This window comes from Halobacterium litoreum, assembly GCF_021233415.1.
GTDB lineage: Archaea > Halobacteriota > Halobacteria > Halobacteriales > Halobacteriaceae > Halobacterium > Halobacterium litoreum.
This window is the reverse complement of sequence record NZ_CP089466.1, coordinates 1,948,347-1,964,606: the sequence shown is the minus strand read 5'-3', so window position 1 is coordinate 1,964,606 and position 16,260 is coordinate 1,948,347. Positions and strand designations below refer to the sequence as shown.

Below are 16,260 nucleotides of genomic sequence, written 5' to 3'. Positions count from 1 at the left end.
TTATACGCGACTGTGCCACCGGTTGGCACATGCACCAGTCTGACGCCTCGAACGACCAGTTGCTCGCCGACCCCGGCGACGCGCGCGCGAACTGCGGGGTAGGGGTGGTCGTCGACCTCGACGGCGGCGCGTCCCACGGCGTTCTCGCGGACGCACTCACCGTCCTCGACAACCTCGAACACCGCGGCACGACCGGCGCCGAGGAGAACACCGGCGACGGCGCGGGCGCGCTCATCCAGACCCCCCACGACTTCCTCGCCGACGAGTTCGGCGGCCTCCCCGAGACGTACGCGGTCGGGTCGCTGTTCCTGCCCCGAGACGCCGACGAACGCGACGCCGCGAAAGCCGCCTTCGCGGACGCGCTGGCTGACCACGGCCTCGCGGTCGATGACTGGCGCGCGGTGCCGACGAACAACGACGACCTCGGCGCGACCGCCGTCGAGTCGGAACCGCACGTCGCGCAGTGCGTCGTCCGACCGGCCGGCTGCGACGACTTCGAGAAGGCGCTGTACGTCGGTCGGCAGGCCGCCGAGGAAGCCGTCGACCACGACCGGTTCTACGTCTGCTCGCTGGACTCGGACACGCTCGTCTACAAGGGCCTGCTGAAGGGGACGCAGGTCACCGACTACTACCCGGACCTCACCGACGAGCGCGTCGAGACGGGCTTCGCGCTCGTCCACGCTCGCTTCTCCACGAACACGCTCGGCGCGTGGCACCTCGCCCACCCCTACCGCACCATTATCCACAACGGCGAGTTCAACACCATCCGGGGGAACGTGAACTGGATGCGCGCCCGCGAGGCCGACCTCGACGCGGCGGGCTTCACCGACGACGAACTGGAGACCGTCCTGCCGGTCATCGACGACCCCGAGCAGTCCGACACCGCGAGCGTGGACAATTCGCTCGAACTCCTGATGCAGTCCGGGCGCTCGCTCCCCCACGCGCTCCGGATGCTCGTGCCCGAGGCGTGGCGGGACAACGACGACCTGAGCGACGCCCGGCGTGCGTTCTACGACTACCACGCGAGCCTCGTCGAACCGTGGGACGGGCCGGCGCTCGTCGTCGGGACGGACGGCGACCGCGTGGGCGGCGTCCTCGACCGGAACGGCCTGCGTCCCTGTCGGTACGAGGTGCGGGGGGACGACACGCTCGTGATGGCCTCCGAGCAGGGCGCGCTCGAATCCGACGCGAGCGAGGTGACCGAGCGCGGCCGTCTGAAGCCCGGTCAACTCTTCCTCGCGGAACCGGGCGAGGGCGTGCTGTCGGACGCCGAGGCGTTCGAGGATATCACCGACGAGCGCTACGCCGAGTGGCTCGCGAGAGAGCAGATTCGGCCCGACGCCGCGAGCGACCCGCTCCCCCGAGACCCCGTGAGTGACCTGCGGGACGCGCAGGCGCTGTTCGGCTACACGCGCGACGAACTCGACGAACTCGTCGAACCGATGGTCGCCGACGGCAAGGACCCCGTCGGGTCGATGGGCGACGACGCGCCTCTCGCCGGCATCTCGGAGTTCAATCACCCGCTGGCGTCGTACTTCCGCCAACTGTTCGCGCAGGTGACGAACCCCCCACTCGACTACCGCCGGGAGGACTGCGTGACGAGTCTGGAGACCCGTCTCGGCCGCCAGCGCAACCTCCTCGGCGAGACGCCCGAACACGCGCGACAGGCCGTCCTCGACAGCCCCGTGCTGGCCGACGCCGACCTCGCGGAACTCCGGGACACCGGCCTCGCCTCGGCGACCGTCGACCTCGCGTTCTCGCCCGACGCGGACCTCGAAACCGCCGTCGAGCGCGTCCAGCGCGAGGCCGCCGAGGCGGTGGCGGACGGCGCGGAACTGCTCGTCCTCTCGGACCGCGAGGCCGGCGCGGACGCGCTCCCGGTGCCCTCTCTGCTCGCGACGGGCGCCGTCCACCACCACCTCGTGCGCGAGGGCCTGCGGGCGCGCGTCGGCATCGTCGTCGAGGCGGGCGACGTGCGCACCGTCCACCAACTCGCGGCGACGGTCGGCTACGGCGCCGGCGCGGTGAACCCCTACCTCGCGGTGCAGTCCGCGCGCGACCTCGCGGACGAGGCGGGCGCGGCCGGCGGTGCGGACGCCGTCGAGGCCTACCTCGGCGCGCTCGAAGACGGCCTGCTGAAGGTGATGTCGAAGATGGGCATCTCCACGGTCGCGTCCTACCAGGGCGCCCAAATCTTCGAGGCGGTGGGGCTGGACTCGTCGGTCGTGGACCGCTTCTTCGCGGGGACGCCGAACCGCACCGAGGGCGTCGGTCTGCCGGGGCTCGAAGCCGACCTGCGGGAGCGCCACGCGGCGGCGTTCGGCGCGGACGCGGGCGACGACCTCGAACGCACCGGGGAGTTCGCGAACCGCACGTCGGGGCGCTTCCACCAGTGGAACCCCGGCACCGTCCACAGCCTCCAGGAGGCCGTCGAAGGAGGCGACTACGACGCCTTCCGGGAGTACGCCGCGCAAGTGAACGACCAGAGCGAGCAACTCCAGACGCTCCGCGGCCTGCTCGACATCGACACCGAGGACCGCGAGTCCGTGCCCGTCGAGGAAGTCGAACCGCCGGAGGACATCGTTCAGCGCTTCTCGACGGCGGCGATGAGTCTCGGGAGCATCAGCCCGGAGGCCCACGAGACGAACGCCGAGGCCGCGAACGCGCTCGGCGCGCGGGCGAACACGGGCGAGGGCGGCGAGCCGCCCGAGCGCTTCGGCACGGACCGCGAGTGCGCCATCAAGCAGGTGGCGTCGGGGCGTTTCGGCGTCACGTCGGCGTACCTCGGCGCGGCCGACGACCTCCAAATCAAGATGGCACAGGGGTCGAAGCCCGGCGAGGGCGGCCACCTCCCGGGGTCGAAGGTCAACGAGATGATAGCGGACGTGCGGTGTTCGACGCCGGGCGTCGGCCTCATCAGCCCGCCGCCCCAGCACGACATCTACAGCATCGAGGACCTGAAGCAACTCATCGCGGACCTACGCGCCGCGAACCCGGACGCCCGCGTCCACGTGAAACTCGTCTCGGAGGCGGGCATCGGCACCGTCGCGGCGGGCTGTGCGAAGGCGGGCGCGGACTGCATCCACATCTCCGGGCACTCCGGCGGCACCGGCGCGAGCCCGAAGACGAGCATCAAGCACGCGGGCCTGCCGTGGGAACTCGGCCTCGCGGAGGCGAACCAACTGCTCCGCGAGACGGGCCTGCGCTCGCGCGTGACGCTCCGGGTGGACGGCGGTCTGAAGACGGGCCGGGACGTGGCCGTCGGCGCGCTGCTCGGCGCCGAGGAGTTCGCGTTCGGCACCGCGTCGCTGGTCTCCGCGGGCTGCGTGATGGCGCGCATCTGCCAGACGAACAACTGTCCCGTCGGCGTCGCGACCCAGGACGAGGAGATGCGGGAGCGCTACCGCGGCACGCCACAGCGCGTCGCGAACTACCTCGGGTTCGTCGCGCGGGAACTCCGCGAACTCGTCGCCGAACTCGGCTACACCAGCGTGGACGAGATGGTGGGCCGCGTCGAACACCTCTCCCAACCCGACTCCGACCACCCGAAGGGGCGGCACGTCGACCTCTCCCGGGTGCTCGCGGAGCCCTCGGGCGACGACCGGATTCGCACCCGCGGGCAGGACGCCCCGGACGTGGGCCTCGACGAGAGCATCGTCGAGGTGGCCGGTGACGCGCTCGCGGGCGACGGCGAGGCAACGCTCGCCCGCGACATCTCCACGAGCGACCGGTCCGTGGGCGCGCGCCTCTCGTACGAAATCAGCCGGCGGCACGGCGGCGACGGCCTCTCGGAGGACAGCGTCCACGTCTCGCTGTCGGGGAGCGCCGGGCAGTCCTTCGGCGCGTTCCTCGCACCGGGCGCCACGCTCTCGCTGACGGGCGCCGCCAACGACTACGTCGGGAAGGGGCTCTCGGGCGGGACGGTCGCCGTCAGAACGCCCGCGGACGCGGGCTTCGAACCGACCGAGAACACGCTCGTCGGGAACGTCGCTCTCTACGGCGCGACGGACGGCGAGTGCTACGTCAACGGCGTCGCTGGCGAGCGCTTCGCGGTGCGGAACTCCGGCGCGAACGCCGTCGTGGAGGGCGTCGGCGACCACGGCTGCGAGTACATGACCGGCGGCATCGTCGTCGTGCTCGGCGACGTGGGCCGGAACTTCGCCGCGGGGATGTCCGGCGGTGTGGCGTACGTCCACGACCCCGGCGGCAACTTCGAGGACGACTGCAACACGGGGATGGTGCGCGTCTCCCGCGACCTCTCGGCGCGCGACGAGTCGGCCGTCCGGCGCCTCGTGGAGAACCACGCCGCGCGCACCGACAGCGACCGCGCGGCCGAACTGCTCGCGGACTGGGAGGCCGCCGTCTCCGAGTTCGCCGTCGTGATGCCCGAGGCCTACCGGGACGCCATCGACGAGCGCCCGGAGGCAGACGCGCGCCGGTCGCTCCCCGAGAGCGCCGCCGAGGAGTCGCCGGTCGTCGGGAGCGCTGACTGACACCGGCCGCTAAAATACCGATTTGAGTCCCGGTAAGTGCTTTGTGCCCCCACGTACTATCGGTATTCGTGTCTCCGTCGTCCCACCGACGCGGCTTCCTCGCCGTCGTCGGGACCGGACTGGCGGCGCTCACCGGCGCCGCCGCTCGCCCCTCGGATTGCGCCACTATCACCGGTTCCGCGAGCGCCGACTGCGGCGAGTCGCTGTCCCTCGACGGCCCGGAGTCGGTCCCGCCGGGTCGGTCGAACGCGCGGTTCGCCGTGACCAACGACGGCGACGAGCGCGTCGACGTGCGCACCGGCCACTGGGCGGTGTACCGCCGAGAGGGCGGCTGGGAGCGCGTCGCCGCGAACGCCGCCAGCGGGACGGTGTCGCTCGCGCCCGGAGAGCAGACGGCGTGGGTGTTGTTGCTCGGCGGCGACGGCAGCGGTTCGATGACGACGGTGGCGACGACGACGCGGTACGTCGGCCCGGTGTCCCTCCAGCCCGGGTCATACGCGTTCGTCGTCGAGGCGGAGCGCGGCGGCAGTTCGGTGACGGCGGCGGCGCGCTTCGACGTCACCGAGTAGGCCGGGTCGCCGGAATGACCACCGTTTTCCGCCGTCCAGTCCACTCGTCTCGCATGGACACGGCGCTCGTCGTCGGCGGCACGCGGTTCATCGGCCGCCACCTCGTGACGGAACTGCTCGACCACGACTACCGCGTGACGACGTTCACGCGCGGCAACCACGACGACCCGTTCGCGGAGGACGACCGGGTGAGCCACGTGGAGGGCGACCGCACCGACCCGAAGGCGCTCCTGGACGCGAAACGCGAGGCCGACCCGGACGCCGTCTTCGACTGCGTGGCGTACCAGCCGCGGGACGTGGACGCCGCGACCGACGTGTTCGCGAACGTCGACGCCTACGTCTACGTCTCCAGCGGCGCGTCCTACGGCGCCGAGGACGTGCCCAAGCGCGAGGGTGCGACGAAACTGGAGTCGTGTTCGGCCGAGGAGGCGACCGACGACTCGCCGGCGACGTACGGCGCGCGGAAGGCGGCCGGCGACCGCATCGTCTTCGAGGCGGCCGAGCGGGGCGTGAACGCGATGGCCGTCCGCCCGCCGGTCGTCTACGGCCCCCACGACTACACGGACCGGATGGCGTACTGGGTCGAGCGCGTCGCCGAGCACGACGAAATCGTGGTGCCGGGCGACGGCACGAACCTCTGGCAGCGCGTCTACGTCGAGGACGTGGCCCGCGGCCTCCGCCTCGTCGCCGAGGAGGGGACGCCGGGCGAGGCGTACAACGTCGGCGACCGGAACGCCGTCACGCTCGACCGGATGCTCGACCTGATTGCGGACGCGCTCGGCACCACCGTCGAGCGCGAGTACACGAGTCCGCGCGAACTCTCCATCGTCGACCTCGACCCCTCTGATTTCCCGCTGTACCGCGAGCATCCCCACCTGCTGGACACGACGAAGGTCGCCGAACTCGGCTACGAGTCGACGCCGCTCGCCGAGGCGATGGAGCGAACCGTCGACGCCCACCGCGAGCACGACCGCACCGCCGCCGACGACGCCCCCGACAGGGAGACCGAGGAGCGACTGCTGGACGTGCTGGGGACGGTCTAGGGCGCGCGTTCGACGGCGAAGCGACCGACTACTTTTCCGGCGACTGCGCGAACTCCCGGCGAGGCGACGCCCACGATGGAGATTCGGGAAGCGACTCGCGCCGACGAACCCGCCGTGACCACCGACCTGCTCGTGCCGGGATTCCGGGACTCCGCCGCGAAGGCGCCCGACTACAACGAACTCGACGAGGTCGGCGTGTCCGAGGCGGGCCTCGACCGCTGGCTCGACTGCGACGACCGCGTCGCGTTCGTCGCGGAGCGCGACGACGAACTCGTCGGCTACATCGCGGGCGTCAGGTCCGAGAGCCCCGACATCTACGCCCGCGGCGCCCGGACGCACGTCGACGGCCTCTACGTCGTCGAGGAACACCGACGGGAGGGCGTGGCGTCCGCGCTGTTCGACCGCATCGCCGACTGGGCGCGCGCGGAGGGCTGTGAGTTCCTCGGCGTCAGCGCGCACGTCGACAACGACGCCGCCGTGGAGATGTACGACGACGCCTTCGAGCGGACGTACGTGAGTTACCGGCGGCGACTCGGCGACGAGTAGACTTTTACTCGCCGCCCGGCGACGTTCCCCCATGTTCGAGAAGTCGAAGTGGATCAGCCTCCCGCGGAACGTCGTGTTGGGCCACGACGTCCTGTCTCAGACGCGGGAGGTCGTCGCGGACACCCACTTGACGGGGACGCCGCTCGTGGTGACGAGCGCGACGCCGAAGGCGGTCGCGGCCGACCGCATCGTCGCGCAGTTCGAGGACGCGGGCGACGACCCGGCGCTCGTGGTCGTCGACGAGGCGTCCTTCGACGCCGTCGAGGACGTGCTGGCGACGGCTCGCGAGGTGGACGCCGACTTCCTCGTGGGCGTCGGCGGCGGGAAGCCAATCGACATCGCGAAGATGGCGAGCGACCACCTCGGGTCGGCGTTCGTGAGCGTGCCGACGGCGGCGAGCCACGACGGCATCGTCTCCGGACGCGGGTCCGTTCCCGAGGGCGACACCAGACACTCAGTCGCCGCGGCGCCGCCCGTCGCCGTCGTCGCGGACACCGAAATCATCGCGGACGCGCCGTGGGACCTCACGACTGCTGGCTGCGCGGACATCATCTCGAACTACACCGCGGTGAAGGACTGGCGGCTCGCGAACCGCCTCCAGAACGTCCCGTACAGCGAGTACGCGGGCGCGCTCAGCCAGATGACCGCGGAGATGCTCGTGGACAACGCGGACTCCATCAAGCCCGAACTGGAGGAGTCGGCGTGGGTCGTCGTGAAGGCCCTCGTCTCCTCCGGCGTCGCGATGTCCATCGCCGGCTCCTCGCGCCCGGCGTCCGGGAGCGAACACCTCTTCAGCCACCAACTCGACCGCATCGCGCCCGGGAAGGCGCTCCACGGCCACCAGGTCGGCGTCGGCTCCATCCTCGCGGAGTACCTCCACTCCGGCGAGCAGGGCGAGTGGCGCGCCGTCAAGCAGGCCCTCGAGAGCCTGGACGCGCCGACGACGGCGGACGAACTCGGCGTCACGGAGGACGAGGTTCTCGAGGCGCTCACGTCCGCCCACGAGATTCGCGACCGCTACACGATTCTGGGGAGCGGCATCAGCGAACCGGCGGCCCGCGAGGTCGCGCGCACCACGGGCGTCATCTGACGGCCTCGTCGAGCGTCCACAGCGCGAGGCCGCCGACGACGATGCGCACGCAGTACGTCGCCACCCTGAACAGCACGACCGCCGACGCCAGCACGCCGAGCGGGTGGCCCGTGAAGAACGCGACCAGGCCGCCGATGGCGGCGTCCAGCGGCCCGATGCCGCCGGGGACGGGGACGGCGAGCACGAACCCGGCTAGCGGAATGGTGAGGAGCGCGACGTACAGCGGCGACGACAGCCCGACGGCTTCCAGACAGAAGTAGAGCGCGAGCGGCCCGAGTACCCACGAGACGTGCGCGGCGACGACGGCGAGCGCGAGTCTGCGGCGGTCACGCCCCAGCCGGGAGACCGACGCGAAGAAGTGGTCGATGCCGTCGCGCACGCGCTCCGGGTCCAGTCGGCTCGCGAGTCCCGGGACGACGTGGCCGAGCGTGCGGTTCGCCAGCGCCGACGCCCACACGACGAACGCGGCGACGCTGTCGCGGCGCGCCGACAGCAGGGTGCCGGCGGCGAGCGTCAGGCCGAGCAGTCCCGCGAACGCCGCGACGACCACCGGGACGGCGCCGACGTTTCCGCCGGCCGCGGCGAGCCCGACGACGCCGACGGTGGCGACGACGGCGGACGCCACCATGTTCAGGAACTCCCAACTGGCCATGGCGGCGACGCACTCGCTGATGTCTCTGTTCTCGCGGCGGCTGACGGTGTACGCGACGAACGCGCCGCCGCCGACGTTCCCGACGGGGACGACGTTCCGCACGAACATCGACGCGAGCCCGGCGCGCCGGGCGACCCACGCGCCGGAACTCAGTGGCGGCACGTCGAGGAGGACGCGCATCCCCTCGCTCGCGACGACCATCCCGACGAGGGAGACGGCGACGGCGGGCGCGAACGCGGCGAGGTCGGCGGCCCGGAGGTTCCGGACGACGCGCTCCCAGCCGACGCCGTAGAGGAGCGCGGCGGCGACGGCGCCCGCGACGACGAACCGGAACGCGACGGTGCGGCGGTCGGCGTCCACACCTCGAACTCGCCGGACCGGTCAAAAACGGTTGTGGTCGCGCAGGCGCGAGAGCCGGTCGGCGACGGCGGGGTGCAGCGACACGAGGCCGACGAGCGGCGGGCGGTCGGTGGGAAGCAGGCCGCGGTCGGCGAGCGTGGCGAGCGCGCGCTCCATCGACGCCGCGCCGACGCGGTCGGCGGCGTACGCGTCGGCGTCGTACTCGGTCCAGCGCACCGCCGGCCCGACGAGCAACAGGAGACCGACGGAGGCGGCGGTTGCCGGGAGGAGCGCGTCGAACACGCCGCTCGCCGTGAGGAACAGCGGCGCGAGCGCGAGCCCGGTGGCGAGGAATCGCGCGAGGACGTGGTGGCGGCGGTGGTGGCCGGCTTCGTGCGCGAGCACGGCGGCGACGGCGGCGTCGTCGAGCGTCTCGAACAGCGCGTCCGTGACGAACACGTACCGGAGGCCGGGGACGACGCCGGCGGCGACGGCGTTCGCGACGGGGTTGCGGTCGGTGGCGACGACGCGCACCCGGAGGTCTCGCGCGCACTCCGGGACGACGGCGCGTTCGGCGGGCGTCGGACGGCGAACCGCACCGAGCGCGGCGGCCGCGACGGGGAGACCGGCGACGACGGCGAGCGCGGCGCCGGCGACGACCGGGAGGCCGCTGACGCCGGCGGGGGCGGCGAGCCACGCCGCGACGACGACGAACGCGGGGACGGTGAGGAGGCCGGCGACGACGACGTAGCGCCGGACGACACTCGGGTAGTCCGGCTCGCGACCGGCGACGGTCGCCCACGCCGGCCGGGAGCCGAGGTGGACCGAGAGCGCGGGGAGGACGCCGCCGACGGCGACGGTGCCGGCGAGCGCGACGAGCAAGCCGGCGGTGTCGGGGCCGGGGACGGCGGCGACGACGGCGTCGTCGAGAAGCGAGTCGGTGGCGAGCGCGATGCCGCCGAGGCCCGCCGCGACCTGCAGGAGCCGGTTCGCGCGCCGCAGTCGCGTCGCCGCGGTGACGCGGTCGGCGCCGCGGACGGCGGCCGCGGTGACGGCGCGACTCGCGAGGTACGCGAGCAGGGGGGCGACGAGGAGGGCGACCGCGTGCATCAGGACACGGTTCGCGGGCCTGCCACTAAGCCGCGGCGGTCAGACGTGCTCGTCGAGGAACTCGACGACTTTCGTGTACGCTTCGATGCGGTTCTCGCGCTTCACGAAGCCGTGGCCTTCGTCCTCGAAAATCAGTTTCTCGACGGGGACGTGCTCGCTCGCCACCTCCGCAATCTGTTCGGCTTCGCCGACGGGGACGCGGGGGTCGTTCGCGCCGTGGAGCACGAGCAGGGGTGCGCGAATCCGGTCGGCGTTGTTGATGGGGCTGATGGATTCGAGGAACTCGCGGTCCTCGGCGAGGCTGCCGTACTCGGCCTCGCGGTGCTCGCGCCGCCAGTCGCCCGTGTTCTCGAGGAACGTGACGAAGTTCGCGATGCCGACGATGTCGACGCCGGCGGCCCACGCGTCGGGGTACTCGGTGAGCGACGCGAGCGTCATGAAACCGCCGTAGGAGCCGCCGTACGCGACGATGCGGTCGGGGTCGACGTCGTCGCGGGCGGTGAGCCAGTCGACGCCCGCCTTCCCGTCTTTCACCGAGTCCATCCGGTTGCGGACGTTGTCGAGGTTCATGTACGCCTTCCCGTAGCCCGAGGAGCCGCGGACGTTCGGCTCGAAGACGGCGTAGCCGTTGTCCACGAAGTACTGGCGGAGGCTGTGGAACCACGGCCGGCGCTGGGCCTCTGGGCCGCCGTGGAAGTCAACGACCACTGGGTGCGGGCCGTCGCCGTCGGGGAGCGTGAGGAACGCGGGAATCTCGCGGCCGTCGAACGTCTCGTAGTGGACGAGTTCGGGGTCCCGGAACGTCTCCCGAGGGATGCCGGCCGTCGAGGCGTCCGTCCAGCGCTCGCTCGCGCCCGACGCGACGTCCACGACGTGGACGTTGGTGTTGTCCGTGGCGGCCGAAATCGCGACCGCCATCTCGTCGCCGTCGGGGCCCCACGATAGCCCGAAGACGACGCCGTCCGGAATCTCGGGCGCGGGGTACTCGTCGAGGGTCGCGCCGTCGGTGTCGGCGACGGTGAGTTCGCTGTAGCCGTCGGCGTTCCGGACGTACGCGAGGCGGCCCGAGTCGTGGTGGGTGGTGACGGCTTCGATGGACCAGTCGCCGCCGTCCGCGACGCGCTCGATGTCGCCCGTCTCGGGGTCGAGCAGGCCGAGGTATCGCGTGTCGGACTCGTGGTCGGTGGCGACGTAGACGCCGTCGCCGTCGGGCGCCCACGCGACCGACGAGAACCGCGTGTCTGCCTCGAACGGCGTGGCGTGCGTGACGTCGCCGGATTCGAGGTCGAGGACGTACACGTCCTGACTGAAGTTCGAGTGGCTGTCGTGGAGGAGGAGGCGGTCGTCGCTCGGGCTCCAGCCCGCGGCCGACACGCGGTCGAAGCGGTCGCCCTCCAGTACGAGGTCGGCGTCCTCGCCGGTCTCCTCGCGGCCCTGGACGTACACGTCGAAGGTCGCCTGACTCCGGCGGTTGGCGACGTACGCGAACCGGTCGCCGCCGTGACTCCACCCGCCGAAGTTGTGTTTCGCGTCCGGGAAGTCGGTGAGTTCGACGTCCTCGCTCCCGTCGCCCGAGAGCAAGTGGAGTTGGTGGAACTCGTCGCCGCCGGCGTCTTTCCCGTAGACGAGTTCGTCCCGCGTCGGCGAGAACGACGCCCACGCGACGCGCTCGTCGTGGAACGTCAACTGCTCGGGCCACGCCCCCGGTTCGTCGAGTCGCCACACCTGATTCGACCCGGTGGTGTCGAGGAGGAACGCCACCGACCCGTCCGGGCCGACCGTCGGCCCGCCCGCGCTGCGGATATTGAGGTACCGCTCGATGTCGTAGGCCATGCCGGGAGTCGGGCGGGACCGGGAATAGCCGTTCGGGTCGCGGAACCGCGGGACCGGTTTTATTTCCTCCGGCGTGGTACGTGAGGACACATGCCAGACGCCGATTACGAACTGAGCGACGACGACGCGAACGTCCACCACGTCTGGGACAACTCCCTCGACCCCGCGGTCACCGTCGAACCCGGCGACGTGGTGCGCTTCGAGTGCCGGGACGCCGTGGACGGACAGGTCGGCCCCGACTCCACCGCCGAGGACTTCGGAAACGTCAGCTTCGACCCCGTCCACCCCCTCACCGGCCCCGTCTACGTGGAGGGCGCCGAACCCGGCGACGTGCTCGAAGTCGAACTGCTCGACCTCGAACACAGGGGCTGGGGGTACACCGGCTTCATGCCCGGCGACATGGGCCTCGGCCTGCTCCCCGAGGACTTCGAGGACCCCGGCTACCACGCGTGGAACATCGAGGACGGCGTCTGCGAGTTCGTCGACGGCATCGAGGTGCCCGCCGACCCGTTCCCCGGCACCATCGGGAACGCGCCCGCCGAACCCGGCGAACACGACACGCTCCCGCCCCGCGACGTGGGCGGGAACATGGACGTGAAACACCTCACGGGGGGCGCGACCGTCTACCTCCCAGTCGAGTGCGAGGGCGCGCTGTTCTCCACGGGCGACTGCCACGCCGCGCAGGGCGACGGCGAGGTCTGCGTGACGGGCGTCGAGGCGCCGATGTTCGTCACCGCGCGCTTCGACGTGCGGACGGACAAGGACATCGAGCAACCGGAGTTCGAGTCCGACCACCCGTACACGCCCACGGGCGCGGACGAGCCGATGTACGGCACCACCGGTATCGCGCCCGACCTGATGGACGCCACGAAGGAGGCCGTCCGCCACATGATTTCCCACCTCCACGAGGAGCGCGGGCTCACGCGCGGCGAGGCGTACATCCTCTGCTCGGCGGCCGTCGACCTCAAGGTCAGCGAGGTGGTCGACGCGCCGAACTGGACGGTGACGGCGTACCTCCCGGAGAGCATCTTCCCGAACTGAGCGCCCACCGGCCCTCGTGGCGGCGCGTGCCGCCACCGAAACCACCACGGGCGTCCCGCGCCACCGACGCGTATGGAACTCGACCCCGCCGAAACCGGGATGTACCGGACGCTCTCGGGCGCGATGGTGCCCCGCCCAATCGCGTGGGTGTCCTCGGTGAGCGAGGACGGCCACGACAACCTCGCGCCGTTCAGTTTCTCGACGGTCGCCGCCATCGACCCGCCGACGCTGCTGTTCGCGCCGACCGACCTCGAGAAGGACACGCCCCGGAACGTCCGCGAGACCGGCGAGTTCGTCGTGAACGTCGTCACCGAGGACGTGGTCGAGGCGATGAACGAGACGAGCGCGACCTGCCCACCCGACGTGAGCGAGTTCGACCACGCAGGCGTCGAGCGCGCCGACTCCCGGAAAATCGACGCGCCGCGCGTCGCGGAGTCCCCGGTGAACTTCGAGTGCCGCCTCGCGGACACCGTCGAAGTCGGCTCGTCGGTGCTCGTTCTCGGGGAAGTCGTCTGGGTCCACGCCGACGACGACGTGACCACGGACGGCAAACTCGACACGAACAAACTCGACGCCGTCGGGCGGATGGCGGGCAGCGAGTACGCCTACACGCGCGAGCGGTTCTCGCTGGAGCGCCCGGACTGACCGTAGCCGAAACGGATTCTCTGTTCGAGGTTCGGCGCGGAACCGTCACTCGATACGAGGGTGGATAATTGCAGAGATAGAAATCAAGCATAAAGACTTTCGTCTGTCGTGCAAACCTCAGAACATGTCCCGAAAGCCATCCCGTCGCCAATTCCTCGGTGTTGCGGCGGCCGGACTCGTCGGCGTGACTGGCTGTAGTCAGTTTCAATCATCTTCGAAGCCAGAGTTGAAAACCATCATCGACGCCTCGATTAGCAACTGGTATCCCGAACCTCGCGAACTCTCAATTTCGTTCGAGCGCGACGGCGACCTCGTCTACTGGCGTCAATTCGACGTCGAAGCGAACGGCGCAAACGACAACGGATTGGGTTCGACTGACCTTCCAGTCGACGAACTGTCAGACGAGCCGAGCGTGTGGACGGTCAACGCGTTGAACGTGGATTCCGGGAATTATAGAACCGCTACGCTCTCGGACGACCGCGCCACCGAACTCCGTCTCGAAGTATCAATCGAAGACGACGACCAAATCGCATTCTTCACGGCTCCCTAAAACCGAACCGTCGCCTCTCCGACTCGAAACCCAATTCGACGAGCCCCGGTGCTGTCTCTGTGCGTCGTCACCCGTCGGTGGCGGTCGATGGCTCCCGTCTCAACACACCGACTTCGCGTCCACGCCCATCGACTCCAGCGCGTCGACGTACTCCTCGTAGGCCGCGTCGATGGCCCCGAGGGCCGCGGCCTCGGCGCGCTCCCAGTCCGATTCGCTCTCGCAGACCCTATCGAGCAACTCGATTGCGCGTTCGGTGTCCTCGGACGTGTCGGCCTTCAACTCTCGGAACAGGTCGGCGCGCGGTTCGTCGGCGTCGTTCACGAAGTAGCCGACGAACTGCGTGAGCGTGCGCTCGGCGACGAGGCCGCGGCCGACGGTCGCGCCGGCCCGCGAAATCGGGTCGGTCTGCTCGCGGAGGAAGTCGTGGACTGCGCCCGGTTCGGCGGCCACGTCCTCGCCGAGTTCGTCCCGGACGCGCTCGTAGTGCTCGCGCTCGGTCGCCGCCCAGTCCTCGAAGGCGTCCGCCGCGTCCCCGTCGCTGTCCCCGGCCCAGCCGGCGAACACCTCGCTGGCGGCGGCCTCGCTCGCGGCGGCGCGTTCGAGGACGGTGTCCGTCGAGAGGTCGGCGCCGGTCACGGCGACGAGGCGCTTCGAGGAGCCGAGGCGGTCGAGTTCGGTCTGTTTCGCGGCTTCGGCGGCGGCCCGGAAGTCGGCGGCGTCCATACTCCCGACTTGGGCGTCCCCGGACGTGAGTTTTTGCCACGGGAGCGCGTACACCCGACTATGGGTTCTCCGTCCGTCACCCCCCGCGAACTGTACGACCGAGCGCGCTCGGGCGGCGCGAGCGTCCTCGACATCAGGGACCGCGACGAGTTCGAGGCGTGGCACGTCGACGGCCCCGGCGTCACCGCCGAACACGTCCCCTACATGGAGTTCGTGTCCGCGGGCGTCGCCGGCGACCCCGCCGACCTCGTGCCCGACGCGCTCGCCGAGCCCATCGTCGTGGTCTGTGCCGTCGGGCGGTCCAGCGACGAGGTCGCCGGCGACCTCCGCGAGGCCGGTGTCGACGCCGTGAACCTCGAAGGTGGCATGGATGCGTGGGGCGACCTCGTCGTCGCCCGCGACCTCGGGAACGGCGTCGTGCAGTACGAGCGCCCGTCGAGTGGCTGTCTCTCCTATCTCCTCGCGGACGGCGGCGAGGCCGCCGTAATCGACCCACTCGCGGCCGCCGCAAACCGCTACGAGGCCGACGCCGCGGAGCGCGGACTGTCAATCGAGTACGCCGTCGACACGCACGTCCACGCCGACCACCTCAGCGGCGTGCGCGCGCTCGCCGACGCGACCGGCGCCGAGCGCGTGCTACCCGCGGGCGCGACCGACCGCGGCCTCGCGTACGACGCGACGCTCGCCGGCGACGGCGACAGCCTCGCGGTCGGGGGCCGAGAACTCGCGGTCGAACACGCGCCCGGCCACACCACCGAACTGGTCGTGCTCGACTGGGGCGACGACCTGCTGACGGCGGACTGCCTGTTCCTCGACAGCGTCGGGCGCCCGGACCTCGAAGACGAGGACCGCGCCCGCGCCCTCGCGGGCCGCCAGCACGACACGCTCCGGGACGTCGTGCTCTCGCACGACGACGACACCCGCGTCCTCCCGGGTCACGTCGACGCCTCGACGGAACCGGGGGAGGTCGGGTTCGCCGCGTCGCTCGGAGACGTGCGCGAGCGAATCGACCTCCTGGAACTCGACCGCGAGGCGTTCGTCGAGCGCGTCACCACCGACCTGCCGCCGCGGCCCGCGAACTTCGAAACTATCGTCGCGACGAACCTCGGCGAGCGCGAACTGGACGAGGCGGCCCTGGAACTGGAACGCGGCCCGAACAACTGCGCGGTGTCGGCAGCGAAGTAATCAGTCGTCGTCGGCGGCGGCGTCCGCGGCGGTCGCGGCGTCCTGCTCGATGCTCGGCGGGTACTTCCCGCGGTCCAACACGAGGTCGGACTGCGGGCGCGCCATGCACGTCAGCGCGTACTCATCGGCCTCCTCGTCGGTGAGGCCGCGGGCCGCCGGCTGCACCACGTCGCCGTCCTCTATCTTCGCGGAGCACGCGAGACACATCCCGACGCGACAGGAGTACTCCTGGGCGATGCCCTCCCGCAGGCAGGCCTTCAGGATGGTCTCCGTGTCGGAGACCTGAATCTCCTCGCCGGTCCCGACGAACTCCACGGTGTAGTCGGTCATGTGCTCGGAGTAGACGGACCCGGGGGATAATTCTTGCCGAAGCCGCGTCCCGGCCGTCCCGTCGTTTCGATGGCGACAGGACCGGGGGAGTGAGCCGGAGACCGTGTGACA

The 16,260-nt window shown here is 71.1% G+C and carries 14 protein-coding genes; 9 read left to right on the top strand and 5 right to left on the bottom strand.

Features of this window, described 5'->3' with window-relative positions; genetic code table 11:
- Positions 1 to 29: 29 nt before the first annotated feature.
- The 5 genes from gltB to LT972_RS10765 all read left to right on the top strand — a co-directional run bounded on the left by gltB (position 30) and on the right by LT972_RS10765 (position 7,741).
- On the top strand, positions 30 to 4,493 hold the full coding sequence (gene gltB / locus LT972_RS10785) for a glutamate synthase large subunit (protein ID WP_232570258.1): 4,464 nt from the start codon (positions 30 to 32) through the stop codon (positions 4,491 to 4,493).
- Between the two features lie 68 nt (positions 4,494 to 4,561).
- Positions 4,562 to 5,062 carry a hypothetical protein gene (locus tag LT972_RS10780; RefSeq protein WP_232570256.1) on the top strand — a complete coding sequence of 167 codons (501 nt, stop codon included), beginning with the start codon at positions 4,562 to 4,564 and terminating at the stop codon, positions 5,060 to 5,062.
- Positions 5,063 to 5,115: 53 nt separating this feature from the next.
- On the top strand, positions 5,116 to 6,105 hold the full coding sequence (locus tag LT972_RS10775) for an NAD-dependent epimerase/dehydratase family protein (RefSeq protein ID WP_232570254.1): 990 nt from the start codon (positions 5,116 to 5,118) through the stop codon (positions 6,103 to 6,105).
- Positions 6,106 to 6,180: 75 nt separating this feature from the next.
- The gene (locus tag LT972_RS10770; RefSeq protein ID WP_232570252.1) at positions 6,181 to 6,651 is read left to right on the top strand and encodes a GNAT family N-acetyltransferase; all 471 of its coding nucleotides are present in this window, start codon (positions 6,181 to 6,183) and stop codon (positions 6,649 to 6,651) included.
- A gap of 31 nt (positions 6,652 to 6,682) precedes the next feature.
- A complete protein-coding gene (locus LT972_RS10765) occupies positions 6,683 to 7,741 on the top strand; it encodes an NAD(P)-dependent glycerol-1-phosphate dehydrogenase (protein ID WP_232570251.1) in 1,059 nt (352 codons plus the stop codon).
- Here the strand turns inward: LT972_RS10765 and LT972_RS10760 are convergent.
- Genes LT972_RS10760 through LT972_RS10750 form a run of 3 tightly spaced genes read right to left on the bottom strand, consistent with a single transcriptional unit; the run spans position 7,734 to position 11,675 of the window.
- On the bottom strand, positions 7,734 to 8,753 hold the full coding sequence (locus tag LT972_RS10760; protein WP_232570249.1) for a lysylphosphatidylglycerol synthase transmembrane domain-containing protein: 1,020 nt from the start codon (positions 8,751 to 8,753) through the stop codon (positions 7,734 to 7,736). The genes LT972_RS10765 and LT972_RS10760 overlap by 8 nt on opposite strands.
- A 21-nt stretch (positions 8,754 to 8,774) precedes the next feature.
- The gene (locus LT972_RS10755; RefSeq protein WP_232570247.1) at positions 8,775 to 9,842 is read right to left on the bottom strand and encodes a M48 family metalloprotease; all 1,068 of its coding nucleotides are present in this window, start codon (positions 9,840 to 9,842) and stop codon (positions 8,775 to 8,777) included.
- Between the two features lie 39 nt (positions 9,843 to 9,881).
- Positions 9,882 to 11,675 carry a S9 family peptidase gene (locus LT972_RS10750; protein ID WP_232570246.1) on the bottom strand — a complete coding sequence of 598 codons (1,794 nt, stop codon included), beginning with the start codon at positions 11,673 to 11,675 and terminating at the stop codon, positions 9,882 to 9,884.
- 90 nt (positions 11,676 to 11,765) lie between these two features.
- Here LT972_RS10750 and LT972_RS10745 point away from each other — a divergent pair, with 90 nt between their 5' ends.
- From LT972_RS10745 to LT972_RS10735, 3 genes are all read left to right on the top strand, one after another.
- Complete coding sequence (locus LT972_RS10745; RefSeq protein WP_232570244.1) at positions 11,766 to 12,716, top strand: acetamidase/formamidase family protein; 951 nt, start codon at positions 11,766 to 11,768, stop codon at positions 12,714 to 12,716.
- A gap of 72 nt (positions 12,717 to 12,788) precedes the next feature.
- Positions 12,789 to 13,361 carry a flavin reductase family protein gene (locus tag LT972_RS10740; RefSeq protein WP_232570243.1) on the top strand — a complete coding sequence of 191 codons (573 nt, stop codon included), beginning with the start codon at positions 12,789 to 12,791 and terminating at the stop codon, positions 13,359 to 13,361.
- A 226-nt stretch (positions 13,362 to 13,587) separates the two neighbouring features.
- The gene (locus LT972_RS10735; protein ID WP_232570241.1) at positions 13,588 to 13,911 is read left to right on the top strand and encodes a hypothetical protein; all 324 of its coding nucleotides are present in this window, start codon (positions 13,588 to 13,590) and stop codon (positions 13,909 to 13,911) included.
- 99 nt (positions 13,912 to 14,010) lie between these two features.
- Here LT972_RS10735 and LT972_RS10730 read toward each other — a convergent pair whose 3' ends face one another.
- Positions 14,011 to 14,634 carry a rubrerythrin family protein gene (locus LT972_RS10730; RefSeq protein WP_232570239.1) on the bottom strand — a complete coding sequence of 208 codons (624 nt, stop codon included), beginning with the start codon at positions 14,632 to 14,634 and terminating at the stop codon, positions 14,011 to 14,013.
- 60 nt (positions 14,635 to 14,694) lie between these two features.
- Between LT972_RS10730 and LT972_RS10725 the strand changes: the two genes are divergently transcribed.
- Positions 14,695 to 15,819, top strand: coding sequence for an MBL fold metallo-hydrolase (locus tag LT972_RS10725; protein WP_232570237.1), 1,125 nt, complete (start codon positions 14,695 to 14,697; stop codon positions 15,817 to 15,819).
- Here the strand turns inward: LT972_RS10725 and LT972_RS10720 are convergent, their stop codons facing one another.
- Complete coding sequence (locus LT972_RS10720) at positions 15,820 to 16,149, bottom strand: 2Fe-2S iron-sulfur cluster-binding protein (protein WP_232570236.1); 330 nt, start codon at positions 16,147 to 16,149, stop codon at positions 15,820 to 15,822.
- Positions 16,150 to 16,260 lie beyond the last annotated feature (111 nt).